Source organism: Catenuloplanes niger (assembly GCF_031458255.1).
Classification (GTDB): Bacteria; Actinomycetota; Actinomycetes; order Mycobacteriales; family Micromonosporaceae; genus Catenuloplanes; species Catenuloplanes niger.
Window position 1 is genome coordinate 8,305,601 of the sequence record NZ_JAVDYC010000001.1, and the last position, 20,514, is coordinate 8,326,114.

General features: G+C 74.8%; 19 protein-coding genes. 12 read left to right on the plus strand and 7 right to left on the minus strand.

The features are described 5' to 3' along the window. Complete coding sequence (locus tag J2S44_RS36410; protein WP_310423817.1) at positions 1-1,230, minus strand: AMP-binding protein; 1,230 nt, start codon at positions 1,228-1,230, stop codon at positions 1-3. Positions 1,231-1,424: 194 nt separating this feature from the next. Between J2S44_RS36410 and J2S44_RS36415 the strand changes: the two genes are divergently transcribed. Then, positions 1,425-2,309 carry an AfsR/SARP family transcriptional regulator gene (locus J2S44_RS36415; RefSeq protein ID WP_310423820.1) on the plus strand — a complete coding sequence of 295 codons (885 nt, stop codon included), beginning with the start codon at positions 1,425-1,427 and terminating at the stop codon, positions 2,307-2,309. Positions 2,310-2,415: 106 nt separating this feature from the next. On the opposite strand, the gene J2S44_RS36420 is transcribed toward J2S44_RS36415, so the two are convergent. Then, positions 2,416-3,162: an arginase family protein gene (locus tag J2S44_RS36420; RefSeq protein ID WP_310423823.1), complete on the minus strand. Its 747-nt coding sequence runs from the start codon at positions 3,160-3,162 to the stop codon at positions 2,416-2,418. 99 nt (positions 3,163-3,261) lie between these two features. Here J2S44_RS36420 and J2S44_RS36425 point away from each other — a divergent pair, with 99 nt between their 5' ends. The 7 genes from J2S44_RS36425 (at position 3,262) to J2S44_RS36455 (ending at position 9,198) form a co-directional block, all read left to right on the plus strand. Next, entirely contained in the window at positions 3,262-3,780 is a 519-nt protein-coding gene (locus J2S44_RS36425) for a GNAT family N-acetyltransferase (RefSeq protein ID WP_310423825.1), read from the plus strand. Positions 3,781-3,869: 89 nt separating this feature from the next. Beyond that, on the plus strand, positions 3,870-4,556 hold the full coding sequence (locus tag J2S44_RS36430; protein ID WP_310430096.1) for an aspartate/glutamate racemase family protein: 687 nt from the start codon (positions 3,870-3,872) through the stop codon (positions 4,554-4,556). 140 nt (positions 4,557-4,696) lie between these two features. After that, entirely contained in the window at positions 4,697-5,602 is a 906-nt protein-coding gene (locus J2S44_RS36435; protein ID WP_310423829.1) for an ATP-binding cassette domain-containing protein, read from the plus strand. Further along, positions 5,599-6,399, plus strand: a complete 801-nt coding sequence (locus J2S44_RS36440; protein WP_310423832.1) for an ABC-2 transporter permease — start codon at positions 5,599-5,601, stop codon at positions 6,397-6,399. The genes J2S44_RS36435 and J2S44_RS36440 overlap by 4 nt, the downstream gene beginning before the upstream one ends. A 15-nt stretch (positions 6,400-6,414) precedes the next feature. Next, on the plus strand, positions 6,415-7,650 hold the full coding sequence (locus tag J2S44_RS36445; RefSeq protein WP_310423835.1) for a sensor histidine kinase: 1,236 nt from the start codon (positions 6,415-6,417) through the stop codon (positions 7,648-7,650). After that, a complete protein-coding gene (locus J2S44_RS36450; protein WP_310423838.1) occupies positions 7,647-8,303 on the plus strand; it encodes a response regulator in 657 nt (218 codons plus the stop codon). Before J2S44_RS36445 ends, J2S44_RS36450 begins: the two co-directional genes overlap by 4 nt. An 88-nt stretch (positions 8,304-8,391) precedes the next feature. Then, positions 8,392-9,198, plus strand: coding sequence for an SAM-dependent methyltransferase (locus J2S44_RS36455; RefSeq protein WP_310423840.1), 807 nt, complete (start codon positions 8,392-8,394; stop codon positions 9,196-9,198). Positions 9,199-9,289: 91 nt separating this feature from the next. Here J2S44_RS36455 and J2S44_RS36460 read toward each other — a convergent pair whose 3' ends face one another. Further along, positions 9,290-10,876: a DEAD/DEAH box helicase gene (locus tag J2S44_RS36460; RefSeq protein WP_310423843.1), complete on the minus strand. Its 1,587-nt coding sequence runs from the start codon at positions 10,874-10,876 to the stop codon at positions 9,290-9,292. Between the two features lie 334 nt (positions 10,877-11,210). Between J2S44_RS36460 and J2S44_RS36465 the strand changes: the two genes are divergently transcribed. After that, positions 11,211-11,960 (plus strand): SIMPL domain-containing protein, encoded by a 750-nt coding sequence (locus J2S44_RS36465; protein ID WP_310423845.1) that lies wholly within the window; start codon positions 11,211-11,213, stop codon positions 11,958-11,960. A gap of 353 nt (positions 11,961-12,313) precedes the next feature. On the opposite strand, the gene J2S44_RS36470 is transcribed toward J2S44_RS36465, so the two are convergent. Then, positions 12,314-13,141, minus strand: a complete 828-nt coding sequence (locus tag J2S44_RS36470; protein WP_310423848.1) for a helix-turn-helix transcriptional regulator — start codon at positions 13,139-13,141, stop codon at positions 12,314-12,316. Between the two features lie 143 nt (positions 13,142-13,284). On the opposite strand from J2S44_RS36470, the gene J2S44_RS36475 reads away from it, so the two are divergent. The 3 genes from J2S44_RS36475 (at position 13,285) to J2S44_RS36485 (ending at position 16,991) form a co-directional block, all read left to right on the plus strand. Further along, positions 13,285-14,610: an MFS transporter gene (locus J2S44_RS36475; protein ID WP_310423851.1), complete on the plus strand. Its 1,326-nt coding sequence runs from the start codon at positions 13,285-13,287 to the stop codon at positions 14,608-14,610. A 24-nt stretch (positions 14,611-14,634) separates the two neighbouring features. After that, a complete protein-coding gene (locus J2S44_RS36480; RefSeq protein WP_310423855.1) occupies positions 14,635-15,387 on the plus strand; it encodes an SDR family NAD(P)-dependent oxidoreductase in 753 nt (250 codons plus the stop codon). Positions 15,388-15,800: 413 nt separating this feature from the next. Then, positions 15,801-16,991, plus strand: a complete 1,191-nt coding sequence (locus tag J2S44_RS36485; RefSeq protein WP_310423859.1) for a right-handed parallel beta-helix repeat-containing protein — start codon at positions 15,801-15,803, stop codon at positions 16,989-16,991. A 285-nt stretch (positions 16,992-17,276) separates the two neighbouring features. Here J2S44_RS36485 and J2S44_RS36490 read toward each other — a convergent pair whose 3' ends face one another. The 3 genes from J2S44_RS36490 to J2S44_RS36500 form a co-directional block, all read right to left on the minus strand. Further along, complete coding sequence (locus J2S44_RS36490) at positions 17,277-18,581, minus strand: tetratricopeptide repeat protein (protein ID WP_310423861.1); 1,305 nt, start codon at positions 18,579-18,581, stop codon at positions 17,277-17,279. 32 nt (positions 18,582-18,613) lie between these two features. Then, positions 18,614-18,952 (minus strand): hypothetical protein, encoded by a 339-nt coding sequence (locus tag J2S44_RS36495; RefSeq protein ID WP_310423864.1) that lies wholly within the window; start codon positions 18,950-18,952, stop codon positions 18,614-18,616. A 62-nt stretch (positions 18,953-19,014) separates the two neighbouring features. Beyond that, positions 19,015-20,013: an MsnO8 family LLM class oxidoreductase gene (locus tag J2S44_RS36500; RefSeq protein WP_310423866.1), complete on the minus strand. Its 999-nt coding sequence runs from the start codon at positions 20,011-20,013 to the stop codon at positions 19,015-19,017. Positions 20,014-20,514 lie beyond the last annotated feature (501 nt).

Here is a 20,514-nt window from a genome sequence, read left to right on the forward strand (position 1 = left end):
TCACCGGGTGGACAGGCGGCCGACCAGGTAGAGGTAGCCGTCCGCGTCCAGGTAGCCGGAGTCGCCGGTGCGCAGCCAGCCGTCCGGCGTCCGCGCCGCCGCCGTCTCCTCCGGCTGCCGCCAGTACGCGGTCATCGCGCGCGGCGTCGACACCTGCACCTCGCCGACCATCCCGTCCGGGATGCCGTCCCCGGACCTCGGGTCCCTGATCCGCAGCCGCACGCCCGGCAGCGGCCGGCCCGCGGACGCCACCCGCACGTCGTCCGCGTGGTCGGCCGCGACCAGCACGGTCGTCGCGCCGGCCGCCTCGGTCACGCCGTACACCTGCAGCAGGTTCGTGTGCAGCACCGAACCGACCGCGCGGATCATCGACGGCGGCATCGGCGCGGCGCCGTACGCCAGGTTGACCAGGCTGCTCAGGTCCCGGTCCGCCGCGCCCGGCTCCGCGGCCATCGCGGCCAGCAGCGTCGGCGGCACGAACGTGTGCGTCACCCGCCGCGTCTCGATCTCGTCCAGCACCGCGGCCGCGGTCACCTCCGGCAGGATCACGGTCTCGGCGCCGTGCCGGGTCGCCATCAGCGCCTGCGACAGCGCGGCCACCCGGGACATCGGCGTCACCACCAGGCTCACGGCCGACGGCGTCAGCCCGATCGCGTCCGCGAGCACGTCACAGACCGAGGCCATCGCCGCGTGGGTGAGCACCGCGCCACGCGGGAACCCGTCCCGGCCGGACGCGTACAGCTGGCAGAACGGCGCCTCGCCGGTGACCTCGACCCGGCGGGTCGAGGCCGGCGCGTCCGCGAGCAGCAGTTCGTAGCTGCGTTCCATGTCGACCAGCTCGCGCAGGTGCGGCATCAGCACCCGGACCCGGGACATCCGCTCCGCCCGGCCGTCGCCGGCCAGCAGCACCGGCGCGGCCGCGTCGTCCACGATGTACGCGGCCTGGCCCTCGGTGGCCCGCCCGTTGATCGGCACGTAGACCGCGCCGATCCAGGCGCACGCCAGCGCGATCTCCAGCGTGGCCGGGCCGTTGTCGGCCAGGTGCGCCACCCGGTCGCCGGGCAGCACACCCAGGCCGTCGAGCATGCCGGCGGCGGCCCGCACCCGTGCCATGAACGCGCGCCACGTCCAGCTGCGATCGCCGTGCCGTAAGGCCACGGCGTGCGAGTCGTTGGCGAGGGCAGCCGACAGGACGTCGACGGGGCGGACCGGTGCGGCCGGGGTGGTCATGACCCCAAACCACCACCGCCCGATCGACGATCGCATGACGACCCCATGATCAGGCCGTTGAGCGGCGCGTTCAGTTTTTGCTCAGTGGTTGACCTGTACATCCCCCTACCGTTCATATCGTCCACCGGACTACCGGTGGACGCCGGCTCGTCGGGGGTGCCGGCCTGGTCGAACGTTGTGGGGGAAACAGGGACATGATGTCCGGGGGGATACGTTTCGCGCTGCTCGGTCCGGTACGGGCCTGGGACGGCGCCACCGAGCTGCCGCTCGGCTCACCGCAGCAGCGGACGGTGCTGGCCGCGCTGCTGCTGCGTGAGGGTTCCATGGTCACCGTCGACGAGCTCGTCGCGGCCGTCTGGGGGGACGAGCCGCCACGCAGCGCGATCAACACGGTGCGCACCTATCTGTCCCGGCTGCGCACGCTGCTCCGGGACGCCGCCACGATCGTCTCCATCGGCGGCGGCTACGCGCTCCCGGTCGATCGCGCCGCCACCGATGTAACCGTTTTCCACGACCACGTGGCGAGCGCCCGCGAGGCCCGGCGCCTCGGTGACGTGGCCGCGGCCGCCGCATCGCTGCGCGCCGCGGTCGCGCTGCACCGGGGCCGGCCGCTGGCCGGTGCCGCCGGCCCGTACGCGGACGCCCAGCGCACCCGGCTCGAACAGCAGATGCTGGCCGCCCGCATCGACCTGCTCGCCGCCGACGTCGAACTCGGCCACGGCGACGAGGCGATCCCGGAGCTGATGACGCTCGCCGACGAGCATCCGCTCCGCGAACGCGTGCACGAGCTGCTGATGCTCGCGCTCTACCAGGCCGGCCGCCAGGCCGACGCGCTCGCCGTCTACCAGGACGTCCGCCTGCTGCTCGCCGACGAGCTCGGCATCGACCCGGGCGCCGGCCTGCAGGCCGCCCACCGCCGCATCCTCGCGGCCGACCCGGACCTGGTCCTCCCGGCGGTCCTGCCGCCCGCCACCACCGGCACACCGCGCACCCCGGCCCCGCGCACCGGCAGTCAGCGCCCCGGCGGCGTGGCGGCCCCGCTCCGTCCCCGCCGCCACCGGCGCCGCACCGGCCTGTAACCGGCGGGCCGCCGGCGAACGGTCCAGGCGTCCCCGTGCGGGTGGGACGCCTGGACCGGCGTTCCGGGGCACGGGCCGCGGCGCGGACCGGCCCGGAACCGGCGGCTCACCGTCGACCCGGGCCGTGCCGGCCGGCGCAGACGCGCACCAGGTCCGGGATCAGCGCGCGCAGCGTCGCCTCGTCGACGGTGGAGGACGGCGCGTATCCGGCCACGGTCAGGCCGACGATCTCGTGCCGGGCGGCGACGTCCGCGACGTGCGCGAGCAGCTGCGCGGGTGGGAGGCCGCCCGGCTGCGGGTCGTTGACCGAGGTGATCCCGTCCAGCACGTCCAGGTCGACGTGGAGGTAGGCGACCGTGCCCGGTTCGAGCGTGCCGCCGATGCCGTGTGCCCGCAGGTACGCGGATTCCGCGGGGTCGAGCGCGCGCATGCCGGCGACCGCCACCCGGGCCGGCCGGAGCGGCACCGCGGGCACGAGCGCGCCGGGTCCCTCGCCGAGCAGCGTGCGCAGCACCATGCCGGGGAACGCGCCGGACGGCGAGGTCTCCGGCGTGTTCAGGTCGCCGTGCGCGTCGTACCAGACGACGCCGAGCCGGTCGCCGTGGCGCGCGACGGCGGCGGTGACCGGTGCGAGGCTGACGGCGCAGTCACCGCCGAGCACGACCGGGAAGCCGTCGGACGGCAGCGCGGCCCGGACCCGGGCGGCGGTCTCGGCGAGCGTGCCACCGGCCGGCACCCGCACCTGCCGGTCCGACGGCGTGACGGAGGCGAGGAACCGCGCGCCGTCCGCCAGCCGGCGTGCCGGCGCGGTGTCGGCGGCCTGCGACCGTGGTACCTCGATGACCGTGATCATGCCGGCCAGTATCACGACCGGCGAACCGGCACGTCCACTCGGCGCCGGTGCGGAAGCCGCGGTGCGGGGCCGGACGGCCGATGGGTGATGATGGTCGGCATGCGGACCGTGCACGGGCTGGAAGCGCTCGCCGTCGTCGATGACCTGATCGCCCTCTACGCGGACGTGTTCACCGGACCGCCGTGGAACGAGGGCCCGGAGGACGTGGCGGACTTCCGGCGCCGGCTGCACGAGGACGCGGCACGGCCGGGCTTCCGGGCCGTGCTGACCGCGGACGGGTTCGCCACCGGCTGGCCGACCGAGCTGCCGCTGCCGGACGTCCAGGCGTACCAGGAGATCGTCGATCATCTGGGTCCGGAGCGGGTGGTGGAGCTGCTGGACGGCGTGTTCGAGGTCAACGAGCTCGCGGTGCGCGCGTCCGCGCGGCGGCGGGGCGTGGGCCGTCGCCTGCTGGACGAGGTCGTCGGCGACGCCCCGCGCGCCTGGCTGGTCACCTCGCGGGACGCGCCGGACGCGGTGGCGTTCTACCGCCGGGCCGGGTGGCGGGAGATCGCGCCGGCTCCCGCGTACCACGGGGATCTGATCGTGTTCCGGACGGCCGCGACGCAGCCGGCGTGAACGCGCCCGTCCCGGGCCGGGCGGAACACCGGGCCCGGGACGCACCGACGTGGACGGTGGAACCGTGGCGTTACGCTCGGCGCATGCGCATGATCGGTCTTATCGGCGGAATGAGCTGGCAGTCCACGGCCGAGTACTACCGGCTGATCAACGAGATGACGGCGGAGCGGCTCGGCGGGCTGCACTCCGCGCGGTGCCTGCTCTACTCGGTGGACTTCGCGCCCATCGAGCAGATGCAGGCGGAGGGCCGGTGGGACGACGCCGCGGCCGAGCTGGCGCGGGCGGCGCGCTCGCTGGAGGCCGGTGGCGCGGAGACGCTGGTGCTGTGCACGAACACGATGCACAAGGTCGCGGCCGAGATCCAGGCCCGGGTGAGCATCCCGCTGCTGCACATCGCGGACACGACGGCCGCGGCCGCGCTCGCCGCGGGCGTGACCACGGTCGGTCTGCTCGGCACCCGGTTCACGATGGAGCAGCCGTTCCTGGCCGACCGGCTGGCCGCGCACGGCCTGCGGGTGCTGGTGCCGAGCGCGGCGGACCAGCGGCTGGTGCACGACATCATCTACGACGAGCTGTGCCTGGGCGTGGTCCGGCCGGAGTCCCGGGAGGCCTACCGTGGCGTGATCGGCCGGCTGGTGTCCGCGGGCGCGGACGGCGTCATCTACGGCTGCACCGAGATCGAGCTGCTGGTCGACCAGTCCGACAGTGACGTGCCGGTCTTCGCCACCACCCGGCTGCACGCCGCCGCCGCGGTCGACGCGGCGCTGAGCGCCTGACCGGACCGGGCCGGGGCGCACGCGGAACTGGTACCCGGGTACCAGTGGCCCGGCCGAGGTGTCGACCGCGGTACCACGATCATGGACCGGCCCGCTCATAGCGTGGAGCGCATGAGGAACGCCACGCGAGGAGAAGAGTCGTGATCGAGGTGCGGGAGGTCACGAAACGCTACGGGGTGAAGACGGCCGTGGACCGGCTGAGCTTCACGGCGAAGCCGGGGCAGGTGACCGGTTTCCTGGGTCCGAACGGGGCCGGGAAGTCGACCACCATGCGCATGATCATCGGCCTGGACCGGCCCACCGCCGGCACGGTCACCGTCAACGGCCGCCGCTACCGGGAGCACGCGGCCCCGCTGCGCGAGATCGGCGCGCTGCTGGAGGCGCGGTCGGTGCACCCGGGGCGCAGCGCCCGCAGTCACCTGCTCGGCCTGGCCCGCACGCACGGCATCCCGAGGGCCCGCGTCGACGAGGTGCTGGAGCTGGCCGGGCTGACCGCGGTCGCGGGGAAGCGGGCCGGCGCGTTCTCGCTCGGCATGGGCCAGCGGCTCGGCATCGCGGCCGCGCTGCTCGGCGACCCGGCCGTGGTGATGCTCGACGAGCCGGTCAACGGGCTGGACCCGGAGGGCGTGCTGTGGGTGCGCGGCCTGCTCGCCGGGCTCGCGGCCGAGGGCCGTACCGTGCTGCTGTCCTCGCACCTGATGGCCGAGACCGCGCTGATCGCGGACCATCTGGTCGTGGTCGGCAGGGGCCGGCTGCTCGCCGACACGAGCGTCCAGGACCTGATCAACAGCGCCGGCACCGGGGTACGGGTCGGCAGCGACGAAGCCGACCGGCTGCGCGGCCTGCTGGCCCGGCCGGGCGTGCGGGTGGCCTCGTCCGCCGACGGCGAGCTGGACGTGACCGGCATGGACGCGCGCGAGATCGGCGCGATCGCCAGCGCGCACGGCGTGCCGCTCTACCAGCTCGCCACCCGGACCGCCTCGCTGGAGGACGCGTTCATGGACCTGACCCGAGACAGCGTCGAGTACGGGAGTGTGCCCGCATGACCACCATGGCCGTGTCCCACCGGTTGACGTTCCGCGGCGTGGTGGCGGGGGAGTGGACCAAGTTCTGGTCGCTGCGCTCGTCGTGGATCACGCTCGGCGTCTCGCTGCTGCTGATCGGCGCGCTCGGCGCGATCGCCGCGCTCGCCTGGTCACCGGAGACCGGCGGCGAGGTCGGGCCGCCCGGGCCGCTCGGGCCGGACGGCGCGGACGCGGTGACGATCGCGATCTCCGGCACCACGTTCGCCTCGCTGGCGCTGGGCGTGCTCGGCGTGCTGGTCAGCGCCGGCGAGTACACCACCGGCCTGATCCGGGCCACGCTCACGGCCGTACCGTCGCGGCTTCCGGTCCTCTGGGCGAAAGCCCTGGTCTACGGCCCGGTCGCGGTGATCGCCGGTGTCGCCGGCGCGTTCGGCGCGTTCGCGATCGGCATGCCGGTCCTGGACGGCGAGACCGTGTCGATGGCGCTGTCCGACGACGGCGTGCTGCGCAGCCTGTTCGGGGCCGGCCTCTACCTGGGCCTGGTCGGCGTGCTCGGCGTGGCGCTGGGCGTGCTGGTCCGCTCCAGCGCGGGCGGGATCGCGATCCTCGCCGGCGGCCTGCTGATCCTGCCCGGCCTGGCGATGCTGCTGCCGGCCGACTGGTACGACGCGATCGACGGCTACCTGCCGTCCACCGCCGGCTCCGAGATCATGTCGGCCACCTCGGACCGGCCGTGGACCGGACTGGCGATCTTCGCCGGCTGGGTGGCCGTGACGCTCGCCGCGGCCGCGTACCGCCTGGTGAAGTCGGACGCATAGGCGACAATGGGCTCGATGAGCGACACCTGGCTGCTGCGGGCGCAGCAGAGGCTGGCCGCCGCCGGACGGCGGCGGCCCTGGGTGCTGGACCTGCTCGTGACGGTCCCGGTGATCCTGTCCGGGCTGCGCGACATCTTCGGCGACGACAAACCCGGGCACGGCGGGCCGTTCGGCGACCAGCAGTTCGGCACGCTCCCGCCCGCGGTCACGGCCGCGCTGGTCGCGGTGATGGTGGTCGCGCTCTGGTGGCGCCGCCGCGCCCCGGCCGTGGTGCTCGCGATCGTGCTGGCCGTGGTGCTCGGGTCGTGGCTGGCCGGCGCCTGGATCCAGTCCGGCATGGCGATGCTGCTGGCGCTGTACGCGCTGGCCCGGCACGGCAACCTGCGCACGCTCGCCTGGGCCTGCGCCGGCACCGCCGTGATGGTGGTGGCCGGCCTGTTCTTCCTGCTCTCCGTCGAGCACCCGTGGACCAGCGCGTTCTTCATGATCGGTACGGGGACCGCCGCGGTCGCGCTCGCGCTCACGGTCCGCACCCGCGCCGCCTACCTGGCCGCGCTCGAGGACCGCGCCCGCCGCCTGGAGGTCGAGCGGGACCAGCGGGAACGTCTGACCGCCGCGGCCGAACGGTCCCGGGTCGCCCGGGAGATGCACGACATCGTCGGCCACAACCTGTCCGTGATGATCGGCCTCGCGGACGGCGGCGCGGTGCTGGCCGCCAGCCGTGGCGAGTCGACCGCGGAGCCGCTGCGGCTGATCGGCGAGACCGGCCGCCAGGCGCTCGGCGAGCTGCGCCGCGTACTGGGCGTGCTGCGCGACGGCACCACGGACGCCCGGCTCAGCCCGCAGCCCGGCGTCGCCGACCTCGACGACCTGGTCCGCCGGGTCCGCGCGGCCGGGCTGACCGTGGAGTACCGCACGGACGGCGACGTGCGCACGCTCGGCGGCGGGCTGCAGCTGACCGTCTACCGCATCGTGCAGGAGGCGCTGACCAACACGCTCAAACACGCGGGCGCGGGCGCGCGGGCCACCGTCACCGTCCGGTCCGACGACGACACGGTACGGGTGACCGTCCGCGACACCGGCCCGGCCACCGGCTTCGTGCCGCCGGCCGGCGACGAGCCCGGGCACGGCCTGGCCGGCATCCGGGAGCGGGCCGGTCTCTACGGCGGCGAGGTGATCGCCGGACCGGACGCGGGCGGCGGCTGGCAGGTGGAGGCGCTGCTCAACGACCGGCCGGTGACGGTGGCATGACCACCGTCCTGATCGTCGACGACCAGCCGTTGCAGCGGCTCGGCTTCCGCATGCTGCTCGAGGGTACGCCCGGCATGTCCGCGGTCGGCGAGGCCGAGAACGGCACCCAGGCCGTCCGGATGGCCGCCGACCTGCGCCCGGACGTGGTGCTGATGGACGTGCGCATGCCCGGCATGGACGGCATCGAGGCGACCCGGCGGATCGTCGCCGGCGGCGGCCGTACCCGCGTGCTCATCCTGACCACGTTCGACCTGGACGAGTACGTCTACGCCGGGCTGCGCGCCGGGGCCAGCGGTTTCCTGCTCAAGGACGCCCGGCCGGAGGAGTTGGTCGCCGGCATCCGCGCGGTCGACGTCGGCGACGCCGTGGTCGCGCCGCGGCTGACCCGGCGGCTGATGGAGGCGTACACCCGGGACCTGGCACCGTCGGCCGCCGGTGACCCGCGACTGACCGCGCTGAGCGAGCGTGAGCACGAGGTCCTGGTCGCGATCGGCCGGGGCTGGACCAACACCGAGATCGCCGAGCGCCTGGTCCTGACGGAGTCGACGGTGAAGAAGCACGTCGGCCGGGTCCTCGCCAAGGTCGGTGCGCGCGACCGGGTGCAGGCGGTGATCGTCGCCTACGACACCGGCCTGGTCCGCCCCGGTGAATGACCCGGTCCCGGCCCGGACGGCACCCACCGCGTCCCGTTCGCGCCACCCGGCTTGCGCGACCGCCCCGCCGGCACGGAAGAATGCCCCCATGACCGAGGATTCGGGGCATCCCGCCCACTCCACACTGGACACGTCGGTTCCGCACTCGGCACGGATCTGGAACTACTGGCTCGGCGGCAAGGACCACTTCGAGGTCGACCGGGCCGCCGGCGACGAGGTGATCGCGCACATCCCGGACATCCCGATCGGGGCGAAGTCCGAGCGCCAGTTCCTCAAACGCGTGGTCAGCTTCCTGGTCGCCGAGGCCGGCATCCGCCAGTTCCTCGACGTCGGCACCGGCCTTCCCTCGGCGGACAACACGCACGAGGTCGCGCAGTCCCTCGACCCGCGCTGCCGGGTGCTCTACATCGACAACGACCCGCTGGTCATGGCGCACGCGCGGGCGCTGCTGAGCAGCGCACCCGAAGGCGCGTGCGACTACGTCGAGGCCGACCTGCGCGAGCCGGGGACGATCCTCGACGCCGCCCGCCGCACGCTCGACTTCTCCCAGCCCGTCGGGCTCATGCTGCTCGGCGTGGTCAACCACCTGATGGACGACGACGTGGCGTACGGTGCCGTCGCCCAGCTGGTGCGGGCCATGCCGGCCGGCAGCTACCTGGTGCTCACCCACTCCACCGCCGAGATCCACGGCGAGCCGATGCTGCGCGTCATGCGGGAGACCACCGAACGCGGCGGCACCCCGATCCGCGCCCGGACCAAGGCGGAGCTCGAACGCTTCTTCGACGGCCTGGAACTGCTCGAACCCGGCGTCGTGACCTGCTCCCGCTGGCGCCCCGAACCCGGCTCCGGCGAACCCGAGGTCTACCTCTTCGGCGGCGTCGGCCGGATCGGCTGACCGGCCGACCGACGTCCGTCCCGCGCCCGACGGCGTGACGGCGCCGAGGCGACGTCCCGCTGCCGGTCACCCGGAGCGGGACGCGCCGGCGCTATCGTGACCGGCCACCCCGGCGGCCGGCGCCGACCCGGGCGCCGGCGGAGAAGGCGGCGGCCCCGGACGGCTGCGGTGCGGCGGGCTGACCGCCCGGTGCGCTGCCGGCCGCCTGCGACCGGGACTTGCGGCGCGGACTGGGCGTCTCCGCGGCGGCGGCCGGTTTCCGGGACCGGGACCGGCCGGTCGCGCCGGCCGTCTCCCCGGTGGCAGCCGGCTTTCGGGAGCGGGACCGGCCGGACGTGCCGGCCGTCTCCGCGGTCGCGGCCGGTTTCCGGGACCGGGACCGCCCGGACGTGCCGGACGTCTCCGCGGCGGTGGCCGCCTTCCGGGGACGGTTCCGGCCGGCCGCGCGGGCGGGCTCGGCGGCGTCCGCGGCCGGCGGCGCGACCAGCGTGCGGGGTCCGGGGGCGATCTGGTGCAGCAGCGGGTCGCCGGGCCCCAGGCGGGTGGTCGTGGCGGTGATGCCGGCCTTGCGGGCGAGGTGACGGACGTCGTCGACCTGGTCGTCGGTCATCAGCGTGACGACCGTGCCGGTCGCGCCGGCCCGCGCGGTCCGGCCGGAGCGGTGCAGATATGCCTTGAACTCCGCCGGCGGGTCCGCGTGGACGACGAGCGAGACGTCGTCGACGTGGATGCCGCGAGCCGCGATGTCGGTCGCCACCAGCGTGGTGGCGGAGCCGCTGGCGAACGCGGTCAGGTTACGGCTGCGCGCGTTCTGCCCCAGGTTGCCGTGCAGCTCTATGGCGGGCACACCGGCCTGGACGAGCTGGCGGGTGAGCGTCTTCGCCCGCCGTTTCGTGCGGGCGAAGACCAGCGTGCGGCCCGGCGCGGCGGCCAGGTCGACCAGCACGGTCAGCATGTCCCGCTGGCCGATGTGCAGCATGTGGTGCGGCACGGTGACCGGCGCCGCGACCGAGTCGATGCTGTGCGTGATCGGGTCGGTGAGGTAGCGCCGGACCAGGACGTCGACGCCGGCGTCCAGCGTGGCCGAGAAGAGCAGCCGCTGGGCCTGACGCGGGGTCTGGTCGAGCAGCCGCCGGACGACCGGCAGGAAACCGAGGTCGGCCATGTGGTCGGCCTCGTCGAGAACGGTGATCTCCACCGAGTCGAGGTTGGCGTGACCGCTCTCCACCAGGTCGAGGAGCCGGCCCGGGCAGGCGACCAGCACGTCGGCGCCGGCCCGCAGCCCGGCGATCTGCCGGCTCGCGCTCACTCCGCCGTACACCGTCAGGGTGCGCAGCGACACGGCCGCCGCCAGGGGCGCCATCGACGCCTCGATCTGTGCGGCGAGCTCGCGGGTCGGTGCCAGGATCAGGGCGCGGGGCCGGCCCTGGCGGCGCGGCGCGGGACGCGCCGTCAGCCGGGCCAGGAGCGGCACCGCGAAGGCGTAGGTCTTGCCCGACCCGGTGCGCCCGCGGCCGAGGACGTCACGTCCGGCGAGCGCGTCCGGCAGCGTCGCGGCCTGGATCGGGAACGGGGTGGTGACACCGTTCGCGGCCAGCGCCTCGACGATCGGAGCGGGCACGCCCAGCTCGTGGAACGTGGTGGGGGAAGCAGTCGAACGAGGGCGGCGCGCCGCCATGCAGTCTCCGAACGTGGAAGGGTGTGCTGCCCGGCACCGGCCGGCGGCCGGGTGCACCGCAGCCGCGGTCGAGCGCGGCGGGGACAGAACAGTGGAACCGTACGCCCAATGTACCCGAGCGGTGCCGGGGTGTTCCGGTCCCGGGGATCTCCACGGCGCGCCAGGGCCACCCCGGGCCCGGGCGAGGGCGGTCCGGCGCGCGCCGTGGCGGGGGACGCCGCCGCCCGCGCGCGGCAATCGGGGGTGCTCCGGTGGGGTTCGCTCGGCGCAAATCCCGGATGGCGGCTGACCCGGCGGCGTTAAATAACCACAAAGACCTACAGAAGGGAATAATATGAGGAATTTCCGCGCCGCGTTGCCGGTACGCGTCGTCCTGGCCACGCTCGTCGTGCTTCCGCTGTCGTTGTTCGGTGGCCGTCCGGCGGCCGCCGCGTCGGATCCGGCCGCAAGCCAGGCCCGGGAGGGCGTCGTGGTCAGCGGGACGGGCGAGGTGTTCGGCGAGCCGGACCTGCTCGTCGCGACCTTCGCGGCCGAGGCCGGCGCGCCCACGGTCAGCGAGGCCATGGACGGCGCCGGCGCGGGGATCACCCGGATGCGCGACGCGCTGGTCCGCGCCGGCGTCGCCCGGGCCGACCTGCAGACCTCGGACGTCACGCTCCGAGCGCGGGAGAACGAGGACAAGAAGATCACCGGCTACACCGCGCACCAGGGCCTGACCGCGACGGTACGGGACGTGCCGCGGGCCGGGACGATCATGTCCGCCACGATCGCGGCCGGCGGTGACGCGGCGCGGCTGCACGGCGTGACGTTCGCGATCGAGAACCGGTCCGCGCTGCTCGTCCGGGCCCGGGAGAAGGCGTTCGCCGACGCCCGCGGAAAGGCCGAGCTGTATGCCCGGCAGGCGGGCCGGTCGCTCGGCCGGGTGGTCCGGGTGAGCGAGGAGAGCTCCGGCTACCACGGCGGGTCCGCCGACTACAGCCTCTCGGCGGACGCGGCGGTGCCGGTCGAACCGGGCCGCCAGCCGGTGTCGGTGACCGTCGTCGTGGAGTGGGCCTTCCCACCGGCCACCGGCACCCTGCGGTAACGGCCCTCCGACGCGGAGCCCGGCTCCGAACCCGCGGCCGCGGTTCGCCTCACCGGCCGGTGACGCGAACCGCGGCCGCACCGCTCCGGCGGGCACGGGACCGACGCGCTCGACGACGACCATGGCGCCGGCCGGGACAACGGGACCGGATCAGCCCCACCGTCGCCGCGGCGTGGGTTTCGTGGTCGTCGCCCTCGGGTGTCCCGCCGCCGAGCCGCGACCGCTGTTCCCGCCGGTGCACGGCGTGCGAGGTGACGGAGGTGGGCGCGGTGCTCGTACCGGCGGCGGCCACCGCCGGGTGACGACGCGTTCCGCCGGCGGGCGGTCCGTCGCGGTAACGGCAGCGGGCGGGATCAGGTCTGGATCCGGGGTCGATCCACGAGCGTGCTCAGCAGGGCCAGGTTGTCGGCGCTGGGCGTGCCGGGCTCGGCCGCGTAGACGATCAGCTGCTGGGCCCGGGCGCCGCGTACGTCGAAGGCGAAGTAGGTCAGGGCGAGCTCACCCACATCGGGGTGGGAGAAGACCTTCGGCTCATGGCGTTTGGAGCGGACCCGTTGTCGTCCCCAGATCTCCCGGAAATCCTCGCTCTGCTCGCTCAGCTCGGTCACCAGCTCGGCGATCCGGCGGTCCCCGGGGTTCCGGCCGCTCGCCTCGCGCAGGTTGCCCACGGCCGCCTCGGCGGCCCGCTGCCAGTCGGTGTAGAAGCGCCGGCCCTCCGGGTCGAGGAAGGTCATCCGCAGCAGATTGTCGTGCTTCTCGAAACCGCGGTAGAGCGCGGCCGCCAGCGGGTTGCGGGCCAGCACGTCGAGCGCGTCGGAGAGGACGAACGCGGGCGTCGTGGGCCATGCCGTCAGCAGCCGCGCCAGTTCCGGATCGGCCCGCGGGCGCGGGGCGCTGCCGGTGGCCGGGGGCAGGAGACCGGCGAGCCGGAACGCATGCGCCCGGGCGTCCGGGTCGAGGCCGAGCCCGGTCGCCAGCGCCTCGATGATCTGGATCGAGGGGTTCTTCTCGCGGCCCTGTTCCAGGCGCGTGTAGTAGTCGACGCTCACCCCGGTGAGCACGGCCACCTCTTCCCGGCGCAGTCCGTGGACCCGGCGCAGCCCGTGCGAGGGCAGCCCGGTCTGTTCCGGGGTCAGCGCGGCGCGTTGGGCCCGCAGGAATTCACCCAGTTCCGGTTGCATGCGCTCAGCCTAGGAACGCGGCGGCCGTTCTGCCTGGTCCCGCGGCGACCAGGGAGAGCGCGACCTGTTTCCGGCCACGGTCGCGAGGTGGTGTGGGATGCATGAACGCGACGCTGTCTCCGACGGGGCGCACCGGGACCGCAGTGGGACTGCCACTGCTCGTCCTGCTGTGCACCGCGCACTTCATGGATGCGATCGACCTGTCCGACGTCACGGTGGCACTGCCCGCGATCCAGGCGGATCTCGGGCTCGGCGCCGGCGCGCTCGGCTGGGTGGTCGCCGCCTACCTGCTCGGGTACGGAGGATTCCTGCTCCTCGGCGGCCGGGTGGCCGACGTCTGGGGCGCCCGGCGGGTCCTCCTGGTGGCCACCGCGGTGTTCCTGGCCGCCGGGGCCGTCGGGACGTTCGCCCCGGACGGCGCCACCCTGATCGCGGCCCGGCTGGTCAAGGGGGTGGCCGCCGCCTTCCTGGCGCCCGCCTCGCTGGCGCTGATCTCGACCCGCTGGCCGGAGGGCCCGGCCCGGGGCAAGGCGCTGGGGGCGTACGCGACCGCGGGCGCAGCCGGTTTTGTGGGCGGGCTGGTGCTCGGCGGCGCGGTGACCGAGGTGTCGTGGCGGCTGGCCATGGCGCTGCCGCTGCCCTTCGCGGTGGCCGTGCTCCTGCTGGCGCCGCGCCTGATCCCGCGCGGTGGCCCGGTCACCCGTGAGCCCCTGGACCTGACCGGGGCCGTCCTCGCCACCGGCGGCTTCTCCGCCCTGGTGCTGGCGCTGACCACCGGGCCGCAGCTCGGCTGGGCCGGCCCGGTGACGCTCGTCACGGCCGTCGCCGCCGTGCTGGCCCTGGTCGGATTCGTGCTGCGGGAGCGGCACGCCCCGGCGCCGCTGCTGCCGCTCGACTACCTGGCCGGCCGGACCGCCGCCGGCAGCGCCCTGGCGATCGCCTGCCTGTGGGCGGCCTACAGCGGCTTCGCCTTCCTGGCCACGCTGGCCTTCCAGAACGTGCTGGGCTGGTCGCCGCTGCAGGCGGCGCTCGCCTTCGCGCCGATCGGGCTGGTCAACGGTGTGCTGGCCCCGCAGGCCGGCAAGCTGGCGAGCCGGATCGGCGTGCGCCCGATGGTGGTCGGCGGCATGGTGCTGCTCACGCTGTCGTACGCGCTCTTCTTCCGGCTCGAGCCCGGGGCCGGTTTCGTCTCGGTCGTCCTGCCGGTGATGGCGGTCAACGGAGTCGGCATCGCCGCCACGTTCGCCCCGCTCAACATGGCCGCCCTGGGCGCGGCCCCGGCCGGTCGGCAGGGACTGGCCGCGTCCGTGCTGGGAGCGGCCCAGCAGATCGGCGGCGCCGTCGGCCTGGCCGCGGTCACCGCCGGCGTGCACGGCGCCGGGCTCACCGGCTACACGTTCGCCACCGCGCTGATCGTGGCCGTCTCGGCCGCCGGGGTGCTCTGCGCCCTCGTCCTTCGTACCCGATGAATCGTCCTCGAAAGGAATCATGACATGCCTGCTGATCAGGAGTTCGACGGCCGCGTGGCCATCGTGACCGGTGCCGCCGGTGGGCTCGGCCGCGCGACGGTGAGCCTGTTGCTGGAGCGCGGCGCGCGGGTGGTCGCCCACGACCTGGACCCGGCCGTGCGCGAGCTGGAGGAGGCCGGGCCCGGGCTGGTCACGGCGGTGGTCGGTGACGTCACCGACGAGACGACGGCCGATCACGCCGTCACGGTCGCGCTGGAGCGGTACGGCCGGCTCGACGTCCTGGTCGGCAACGCCGGCCGTACGCTCAACAAGCCCGTCGGAGAGACCACGGTGGCCGACTGGGACCGGATCATGACGATCAACGTGCGCGGCAACTTCGTCTTCAGCCGGGCCGCCTACCGGCAGATGACCGCCGAGGGCGCCGGCGCGATCGTGCTGGTCGCGTCGTACACGGCGACCGTGGCCCTGCCCGAGGGATCCGCCTACAGCGCCTCCAAGGGCGCCCTGGCCCAGCTGATGAAGGTGCTGGCCATCGAGGGCGCGCCGGCCGGTGTCCGGGCCAACGCGGTGGCGCCGGGCGTCATCGACACCGGCTTCCTCAACGACATCCGTCCTGACGGACAGGAGTACCTGCGCACCTTCGGCGACTTCCACCCGCTCGGCCGCATCGCCCAGCCGGCCGAGGTGGCCGAGGCGATCCTGTTCCTGGCCTCCGACCGGGCCAGCTTCATCACCGGCGCCCTGCTGCCGGTCGACGGCGGTGTCACCGCCCGCTGACCGCGCGAGTGCGCCTGACCTTGCCCCGAGATCAGTGCGTTTCCCGGTGTCACCCCGTCGGAACCGCGGCCCGGAGCCGTCGATCTGGCCCCGCCGTCACGGGCCGGCACGACGTCGGCGGCGCCGGGCGTCCCGGCACCGACGTGGTGGCCGTCGAGCAGGCCCCGCGGGATACCGCGATGCCTGCGCGGCCGTGGGCGCCACGATCGTGGTGACGCGGCACGACCTCGACGTGACGCCGGACCGCCCGTGCCGAGGCCGCTGCCGGCCACACATCAGAAGGATGATCCGGTGGAAGCGGCCGGCATTGAAACGTATTGACGCATGTCGATCGGGCGGCTACGTTGGCGAGGAAAGCGTTTTCCTGGGTGGGAACCGTCGGCCCGCCCGTACCGTGCGCAAGGAGACTCGAGATGAAACGGAAGCATCTGTCGTCCGCGGCGGTGGTCGCGGTCGCCGTCGTCGCCGCCGGTGCCCTCGCCGGACCGGTGGAAGCCGCGGAGACGACGCTGTTCGTCGCGCCCGGCGGCAGCGACAGCAACGCCGGTACCCAGCAGGCGCCGCTCGCGACCATTCAGAAGGCCGTGAGCCTGGTCGTGGCCGGCGGGACCATCGCGGTGCGCGGCGGCACCTACGCGCTGACCACGAACATCCAGATCACCAAGAGCGGCACCGCCTCCGCGCCGATCACGCTCACGGCGTACGCCGGGGAGAAGGTCGTCATCGACGGCGAGGCGCTGCCGTACACCCCGGGTGCCGTCGGGTCGACGATCCCGGCGGTCCAGCGCGGTGCCGTGCACATGGAGGCGTCCCACTGGCGGATCTCGGGACTGGAGATCATTCGTGGCCCCTACGGTGTGTACTGCGCCAACTGCAACAACAACACGTTCGACCGGCTGGTCACGCGCGACAACTACGAGACCGGGTTCCAGCTGCAGAACAACTCGGCCAACAACCAGATCATCAACCTCGACAGCTACCACAACCGGGACCCGCGCAAGAACGGCGAGAGCGCCGACGGGCTCGGCATCAAGGAAGGCGGCGGCTCCGGCAACGTGGTTCGCGGCGCGCGGCTGTGGAACAACGTCGACGACGGCTTCGACGCCTGGGCGTTCACCTCACCGATCACGGTCCAGGACAGCATCGCCTACGGCAACGGCTACAACCGCTGGAGCATCCCGAACTTCTCCGGCGACGGCAACGGCTTCAAGATGGGCGGCAGCGGCGGCACCGGGCCCGCGGCCGCGCACAGCGTCACCAACAGCATGGCGTTCGGCAACGCGGCCCACGGCTTCACCGACAACGGCAACACCGGCTCGCTGGTGTTCCACCGGAACACCGCCTACCAGAACGCCAAGACCGGCTTCGACGTCGACGGCGGCTCCACCTCGAGGCTGACCGCCAACCTCGCCGTCGGCAACAAGACGGCGGTCGCGCTCGGCTCGTCGACCGGCTCCGGCAACTCGTGGAACATCGGCGGCTCGTGGCCGCTGGCCAGCACCGACCAGGCCACGATCACCGGGCCCCGCAACACCGACGGCTCCATCCGCTCCTCGAACTTCCTGGTCCCGGCCAACGGTCAGGCGGTCGGAGCGAAGATCTGACCGTGCGGAGGCCCCGCCTCCCGGGGCCTCCCCACGCGGGGCCGCACGGGTCGCCCGGCCGAGGCCCGGCACCGACGTGCCCCGCCGCGGCCGGGCTACCCGGCCGGCACCCCGCGGTCCGCATCCCCCGCGGCCGGGTAGCCCGGTCGGCATCACGCGGCCGGTCGGCATCGCGGGGCCGGTCGGCATCGCCCGGTCGGCATCGCGGGGCCGGTGGTCCGGCCGGCACTCCGCCGAGCCGGCCGCCGGACCAGCCTGGCCGCGCGACGAACGGCCGGCGCCACGTCATCGGCCCGCGGCGAAGTCGCGCCAGAAGGCGGTGTCCGCCCGGTGCTTCGCCGCCTGGCGGGCGGCGGTGCCGGCGTGGAACAGGGCCACCCCCTCCGCCGCGCGGCCCTGCCGGATGAGCGCGACCGCCAGGTCGGTCGTGGTCCAGGGGGAGGGGTGGGCGGCACGCAGCACCGCGACCGCCTCGTCCACCCGGCCCGCGCCGGTGAGCAGGGACGCGAGGACGGCGGCCACGGCACCGTGGCGGAGCTCCGCGCGGGCGCGGAGCTCGGCGATCGCCTGCTCGGCCCGGCCGGCCCGGGCGAGGATCTCCGCCCGTTTCTCGTCCACCCCGGGCGGCGGGCCGCCGTCGTCGGCCGCGGTGTCGTCGAGGAGGGCCAGCGCCTCGTCGACGCGGCCCTGTGAGGTCAGCAGGTCGCAGAGCTGGTCGATGATCCCTTCGGGCTCGGCCGTCGTGGTGGGGAACGGGCGCAGCACCTCGATGGCCTCGTCCACGCGGCCGTGCCGGGCCAGCAGCGCGGCCAGTGCCGTACCGGCGTGCGAGGACCCCTCGTCGGCGAACGGTCGCAGCACGCCGGCCGCCTCGTCCGGGCGGGCGTGGCGCTCGAGCCAGTGGGCCAGGCGGCACGCGGCGCGGTCCCCGCCGGGGCCGGCGGCGAGCGCGCGGAGCGGCCCCTCCCGGTCGTGCCGGGCCAGGATGCCGGCGAGCTGGTCGAGGTGGTGCGGGTGCCGGTCCAGCAGAGCCACCGCCTCGTCGACGAAGCCGCGGCGGTCCAGGACCGTGGCGAGCAGCCGCTCGACGTCCCGCCGGGCGAGCTCGCACGGATCGGCGTGCGACGGCGGGGCGTCGAGCCGCGCCCGCAGCAGCGCCGCGACCTCCTCGTCCCGGCCCGTGCCGGCGGTCAGCGCGACCAGCGCGTGCGCGCAGCCGGAGTCCGCGACGTGCGGGCCGAGGAGCGCGACGACCTCGTCCGTACGCCCGGCGGCGGCCAGCAGCGACGCGAGCAGCGGCGCCACGAACGGTCCGGACCGGCCGCGGAGCAGCGTGATCGCCTCGTCCGGGCCGAGCAGGCCGGTGAGCGTCTCCACGGCGGCCCAGTGCCCGCGCGCGGCGATCGGCCGCAGCAGCTCCCGCGCCTGCGCCACCCGGCCGTCGGCGACCAGCGCCGCCGCGACGTCGCGGGCGCAGTGCCAGTCGCCTCGCTCGGCGTACCGGTAGGCGTCGGCCAGCCGGCCGTGGGTGACCAGCGCCGCCGCGACCTCGGCCGGAAGCCAGCTGTCCGGCGACCGGAGGTCCGGCACGGGCGGCCGCACCCCGCTCGACGACCCGTCCATCAGCCGCTGCCGCACAGGTCGGGCAGGGCGGCGGGCGTGGCGGGCAGCCCGTACCGGTGGATCATGTCGGCGAACACGGCGCCGGTCCGGTGCCGCTGGGACGGTGTCAGGTCGGCCGGAGCGGTGCCGGGCGTGACCGGGCCGGCCGGGAACGCGTGCCGGAGGGCCGCACCGACGACCGGCGACGCCTCCGGGCCGCTGACCGTGGGAATGCGGGCCAGCGTCTCGAAGGCCGGGTCGGCGTGTGCGTCACCCAGCGGGCGGACCAGCGCGAGCGCCGCGTCGCCGGGCAGATCGCCGTGGAGGTAGGGCACCACCGGGTCCGTGTCGGCCAGCATGCCGGCAACCTACCGGTGCCCCCTGACAGTTTCGGTGCACGGCGGACGGGACCGTGCGCGGTTCACGCCCGGCGGAAGAGGGCGGCCAGCGCGGCGTCGGAGGCGGCGAGGGCGTCGCGGTCGAAGGTGCTGGCGGAGGTGACCAGTTCGGCGGCGCCGGTGCGGTCGAGCAGCGCGGTGAGGCGGCTCTCCACCTGCGCGGGCGTGCCGGTGATCGCGGCCGCGGCGGTCTGCTCGAGGTACTGCTGCTGGCGTGCGGTACGGGTGGCGGAGCGGACCACGTGCACCGGTTCCAGCGGCGGGAACACCCCGGTGGTACGGCTTCGGGCCATCGCCCACGCCTCCGGCAGCAGCAGGTCGGCGGCCTCCGCGGCGGTGTCGGCGACCAGCACGTCCAGGCTGATGGCCACCCACGGCACCGGCTGCTGCGCGGAGGGCCGGAACGACCGCCGGTAGTCGTCCAGCGCGGCCAGTCCGGGTGCCGGGTCGCCGCCGACGCCGAGCAGCGGGCCGCCCACGATGACCGGCAGCCCCAGTTCGGCCGCGATCCGCAGGCCGCTCCCGGTGGCCAGTGCGTACAGCGGGACGGCGCCCTCCGGCCGCGGGTGCAGGCCGATCTCCGCCGTTCCGGTCAGGAACCGCCGTAGCTCGGCGAGGTCCGCGGCGAAGTCGCTCTCGGTCTGCCGCAGCGCCCGGCGTACCGGCGCGGTGAATCCCGGCGAGCGGCCGAGCCCCAGGTCGACCCGGCCCGGCGCGAACGCCGACAGCGTGGCGAACTGCTCCGCGACGACCAGCGGCTGGTGGTGCGGCAGCATCACCCCGGCCGAGCCGATCCGGATGGTCGTGGTCGCCCCCGCGACCGCGGTCAGGAGCACCGCCGGGGCCGCGCCCGCGATCCCCGGTACGCCGTGGTGCTCGGCGACCCAGAACCGGTCGTACCCGAGCCGTTCGGCGCTCGCCGCCCGGGCCACCGTGCCCCTGAGCGAGGCCGGCTCCGACTCACCGGTCCGGGTACGGGAGCGATCGAGCAGCGAGAGGCGCGGTTCGGAGTGGATCACCATAGGCTCAGCGCCACCCGGCCGATGCTTGTTCCCCGCCTCGATGTGTGCCACGTCAACCCCGCTGGCCTGCGGACATTCGACGTCCGGACGTCCACCGTGGCACATCCCCGGAATATCGAGGCGGCGCCGGGCCCGTGGACTGCCGGCCGGCGCCAGGGCGGCGCGGATCGGGCGGGCCCACCACCCACCAGGGCGTCCCGGTGGACGGCCAGATCCAGATCGAGCCGTACGCCCGCGGCTGGCACCGCCACACCCGCTCCGGTCGGCGGGGCGTCAGAAGGGGAGTGGCGCGCACATGGTCGACATTGTCGATTAAGTGCGCTAGAGTTCTCGACGGTACGAAGGACGAGGTCGCTGGCGTGCGAAGCGCGGGACAGGGCGCGGGACGGAGTGCGGGGCAGGGCGCTGGGGTGCTCGGGTGCGCGTGCCTGCCGAGAGGTGTTCGGCGACAGGCGCTCGGGGTCGACGCGCTGAGCGAGAGGGGCCGACCGGCTTGCAGTC

Bases quoted from the DNA above. Each gene is read 5' to 3' on its own strand.
- J2S44_RS36430 (WP_310430096.1), top strand. From the start codon at position 3,870: ATGATCGGTCTTATCGGCGGAATGAGCTGGCAGTCCACGGCCGAGTAC.
- J2S44_RS36415 (WP_310423820.1), top strand. From the start codon at position 1,425: ATGATGTCCGGGGGGATACGTTTCGCGCTGCTCGGTCCGGTACGGGCC.
- J2S44_RS36420 (WP_310423823.1), bottom strand. From the start codon at position 3,162: ATGATCACGGTCATCGAGGTACCACGGTCGCAGGCCGCCGACACCGCG.
- J2S44_RS36450 (WP_310423838.1), top strand. From the start codon at position 7,647: ATGACCACCGTCCTGATCGTCGACGACCAGCCGTTGCAGCGGCTCGGC.
- J2S44_RS36495 (WP_310423864.1), bottom strand. From the start codon at position 18,952: ATGCTGGCCGACACGGACCCGGTGGTGCCCTACCTCCACGGCGATCTG.
- J2S44_RS36470 (WP_310423848.1), bottom strand. From the start codon at position 13,141: ATGCAACCGGAACTGGGTGAATTCCTGCGGGCCCAACGCGCCGCGCTG.
- J2S44_RS36455 (WP_310423840.1), top strand. From the start codon at position 8,392: ATGACCGAGGATTCGGGGCATCCCGCCCACTCCACACTGGACACGTCG.
- J2S44_RS36465 (WP_310423845.1), top strand. From the start codon at position 11,211: ATGAGGAATTTCCGCGCCGCGTTGCCGGTACGCGTCGTCCTGGCCACG.
- J2S44_RS36480 (WP_310423855.1), top strand. From the start codon at position 14,635: ATGCCTGCTGATCAGGAGTTCGACGGCCGCGTGGCCATCGTGACCGGT.
- J2S44_RS36500 (WP_310423866.1), bottom strand. From the start codon at position 20,013: ATGGTGATCCACTCCGAACCGCGCCTCTCGCTGCTCGATCGCTCCCGT.
- J2S44_RS36425 (WP_310423825.1), top strand. From the start codon at position 3,262: ATGCGGACCGTGCACGGGCTGGAAGCGCTCGCCGTCGTCGATGACCTG.
- J2S44_RS36485 (WP_310423859.1), top strand. From the start codon at position 15,801: ATGAAACGGAAGCATCTGTCGTCCGCGGCGGTGGTCGCGGTCGCCGTC.
- J2S44_RS36445 (WP_310423835.1), top strand. From the start codon at position 6,415: ATGAGCGACACCTGGCTGCTGCGGGCGCAGCAGAGGCTGGCCGCCGCC.
- J2S44_RS36460 (WP_310423843.1), bottom strand. From the start codon at position 10,876: ATGGCGGCGCGCCGCCCTCGTTCGACTGCTTCCCCCACCACGTTCCAC.
- J2S44_RS36410 (WP_310423817.1), bottom strand. From the start codon at position 1,230: ATGACCACCCCGGCCGCACCGGTCCGCCCCGTCGACGTCCTGTCGGCT.
- J2S44_RS36440 (WP_310423832.1), top strand. From the start codon at position 5,599: ATGACCACCATGGCCGTGTCCCACCGGTTGACGTTCCGCGGCGTGGTG.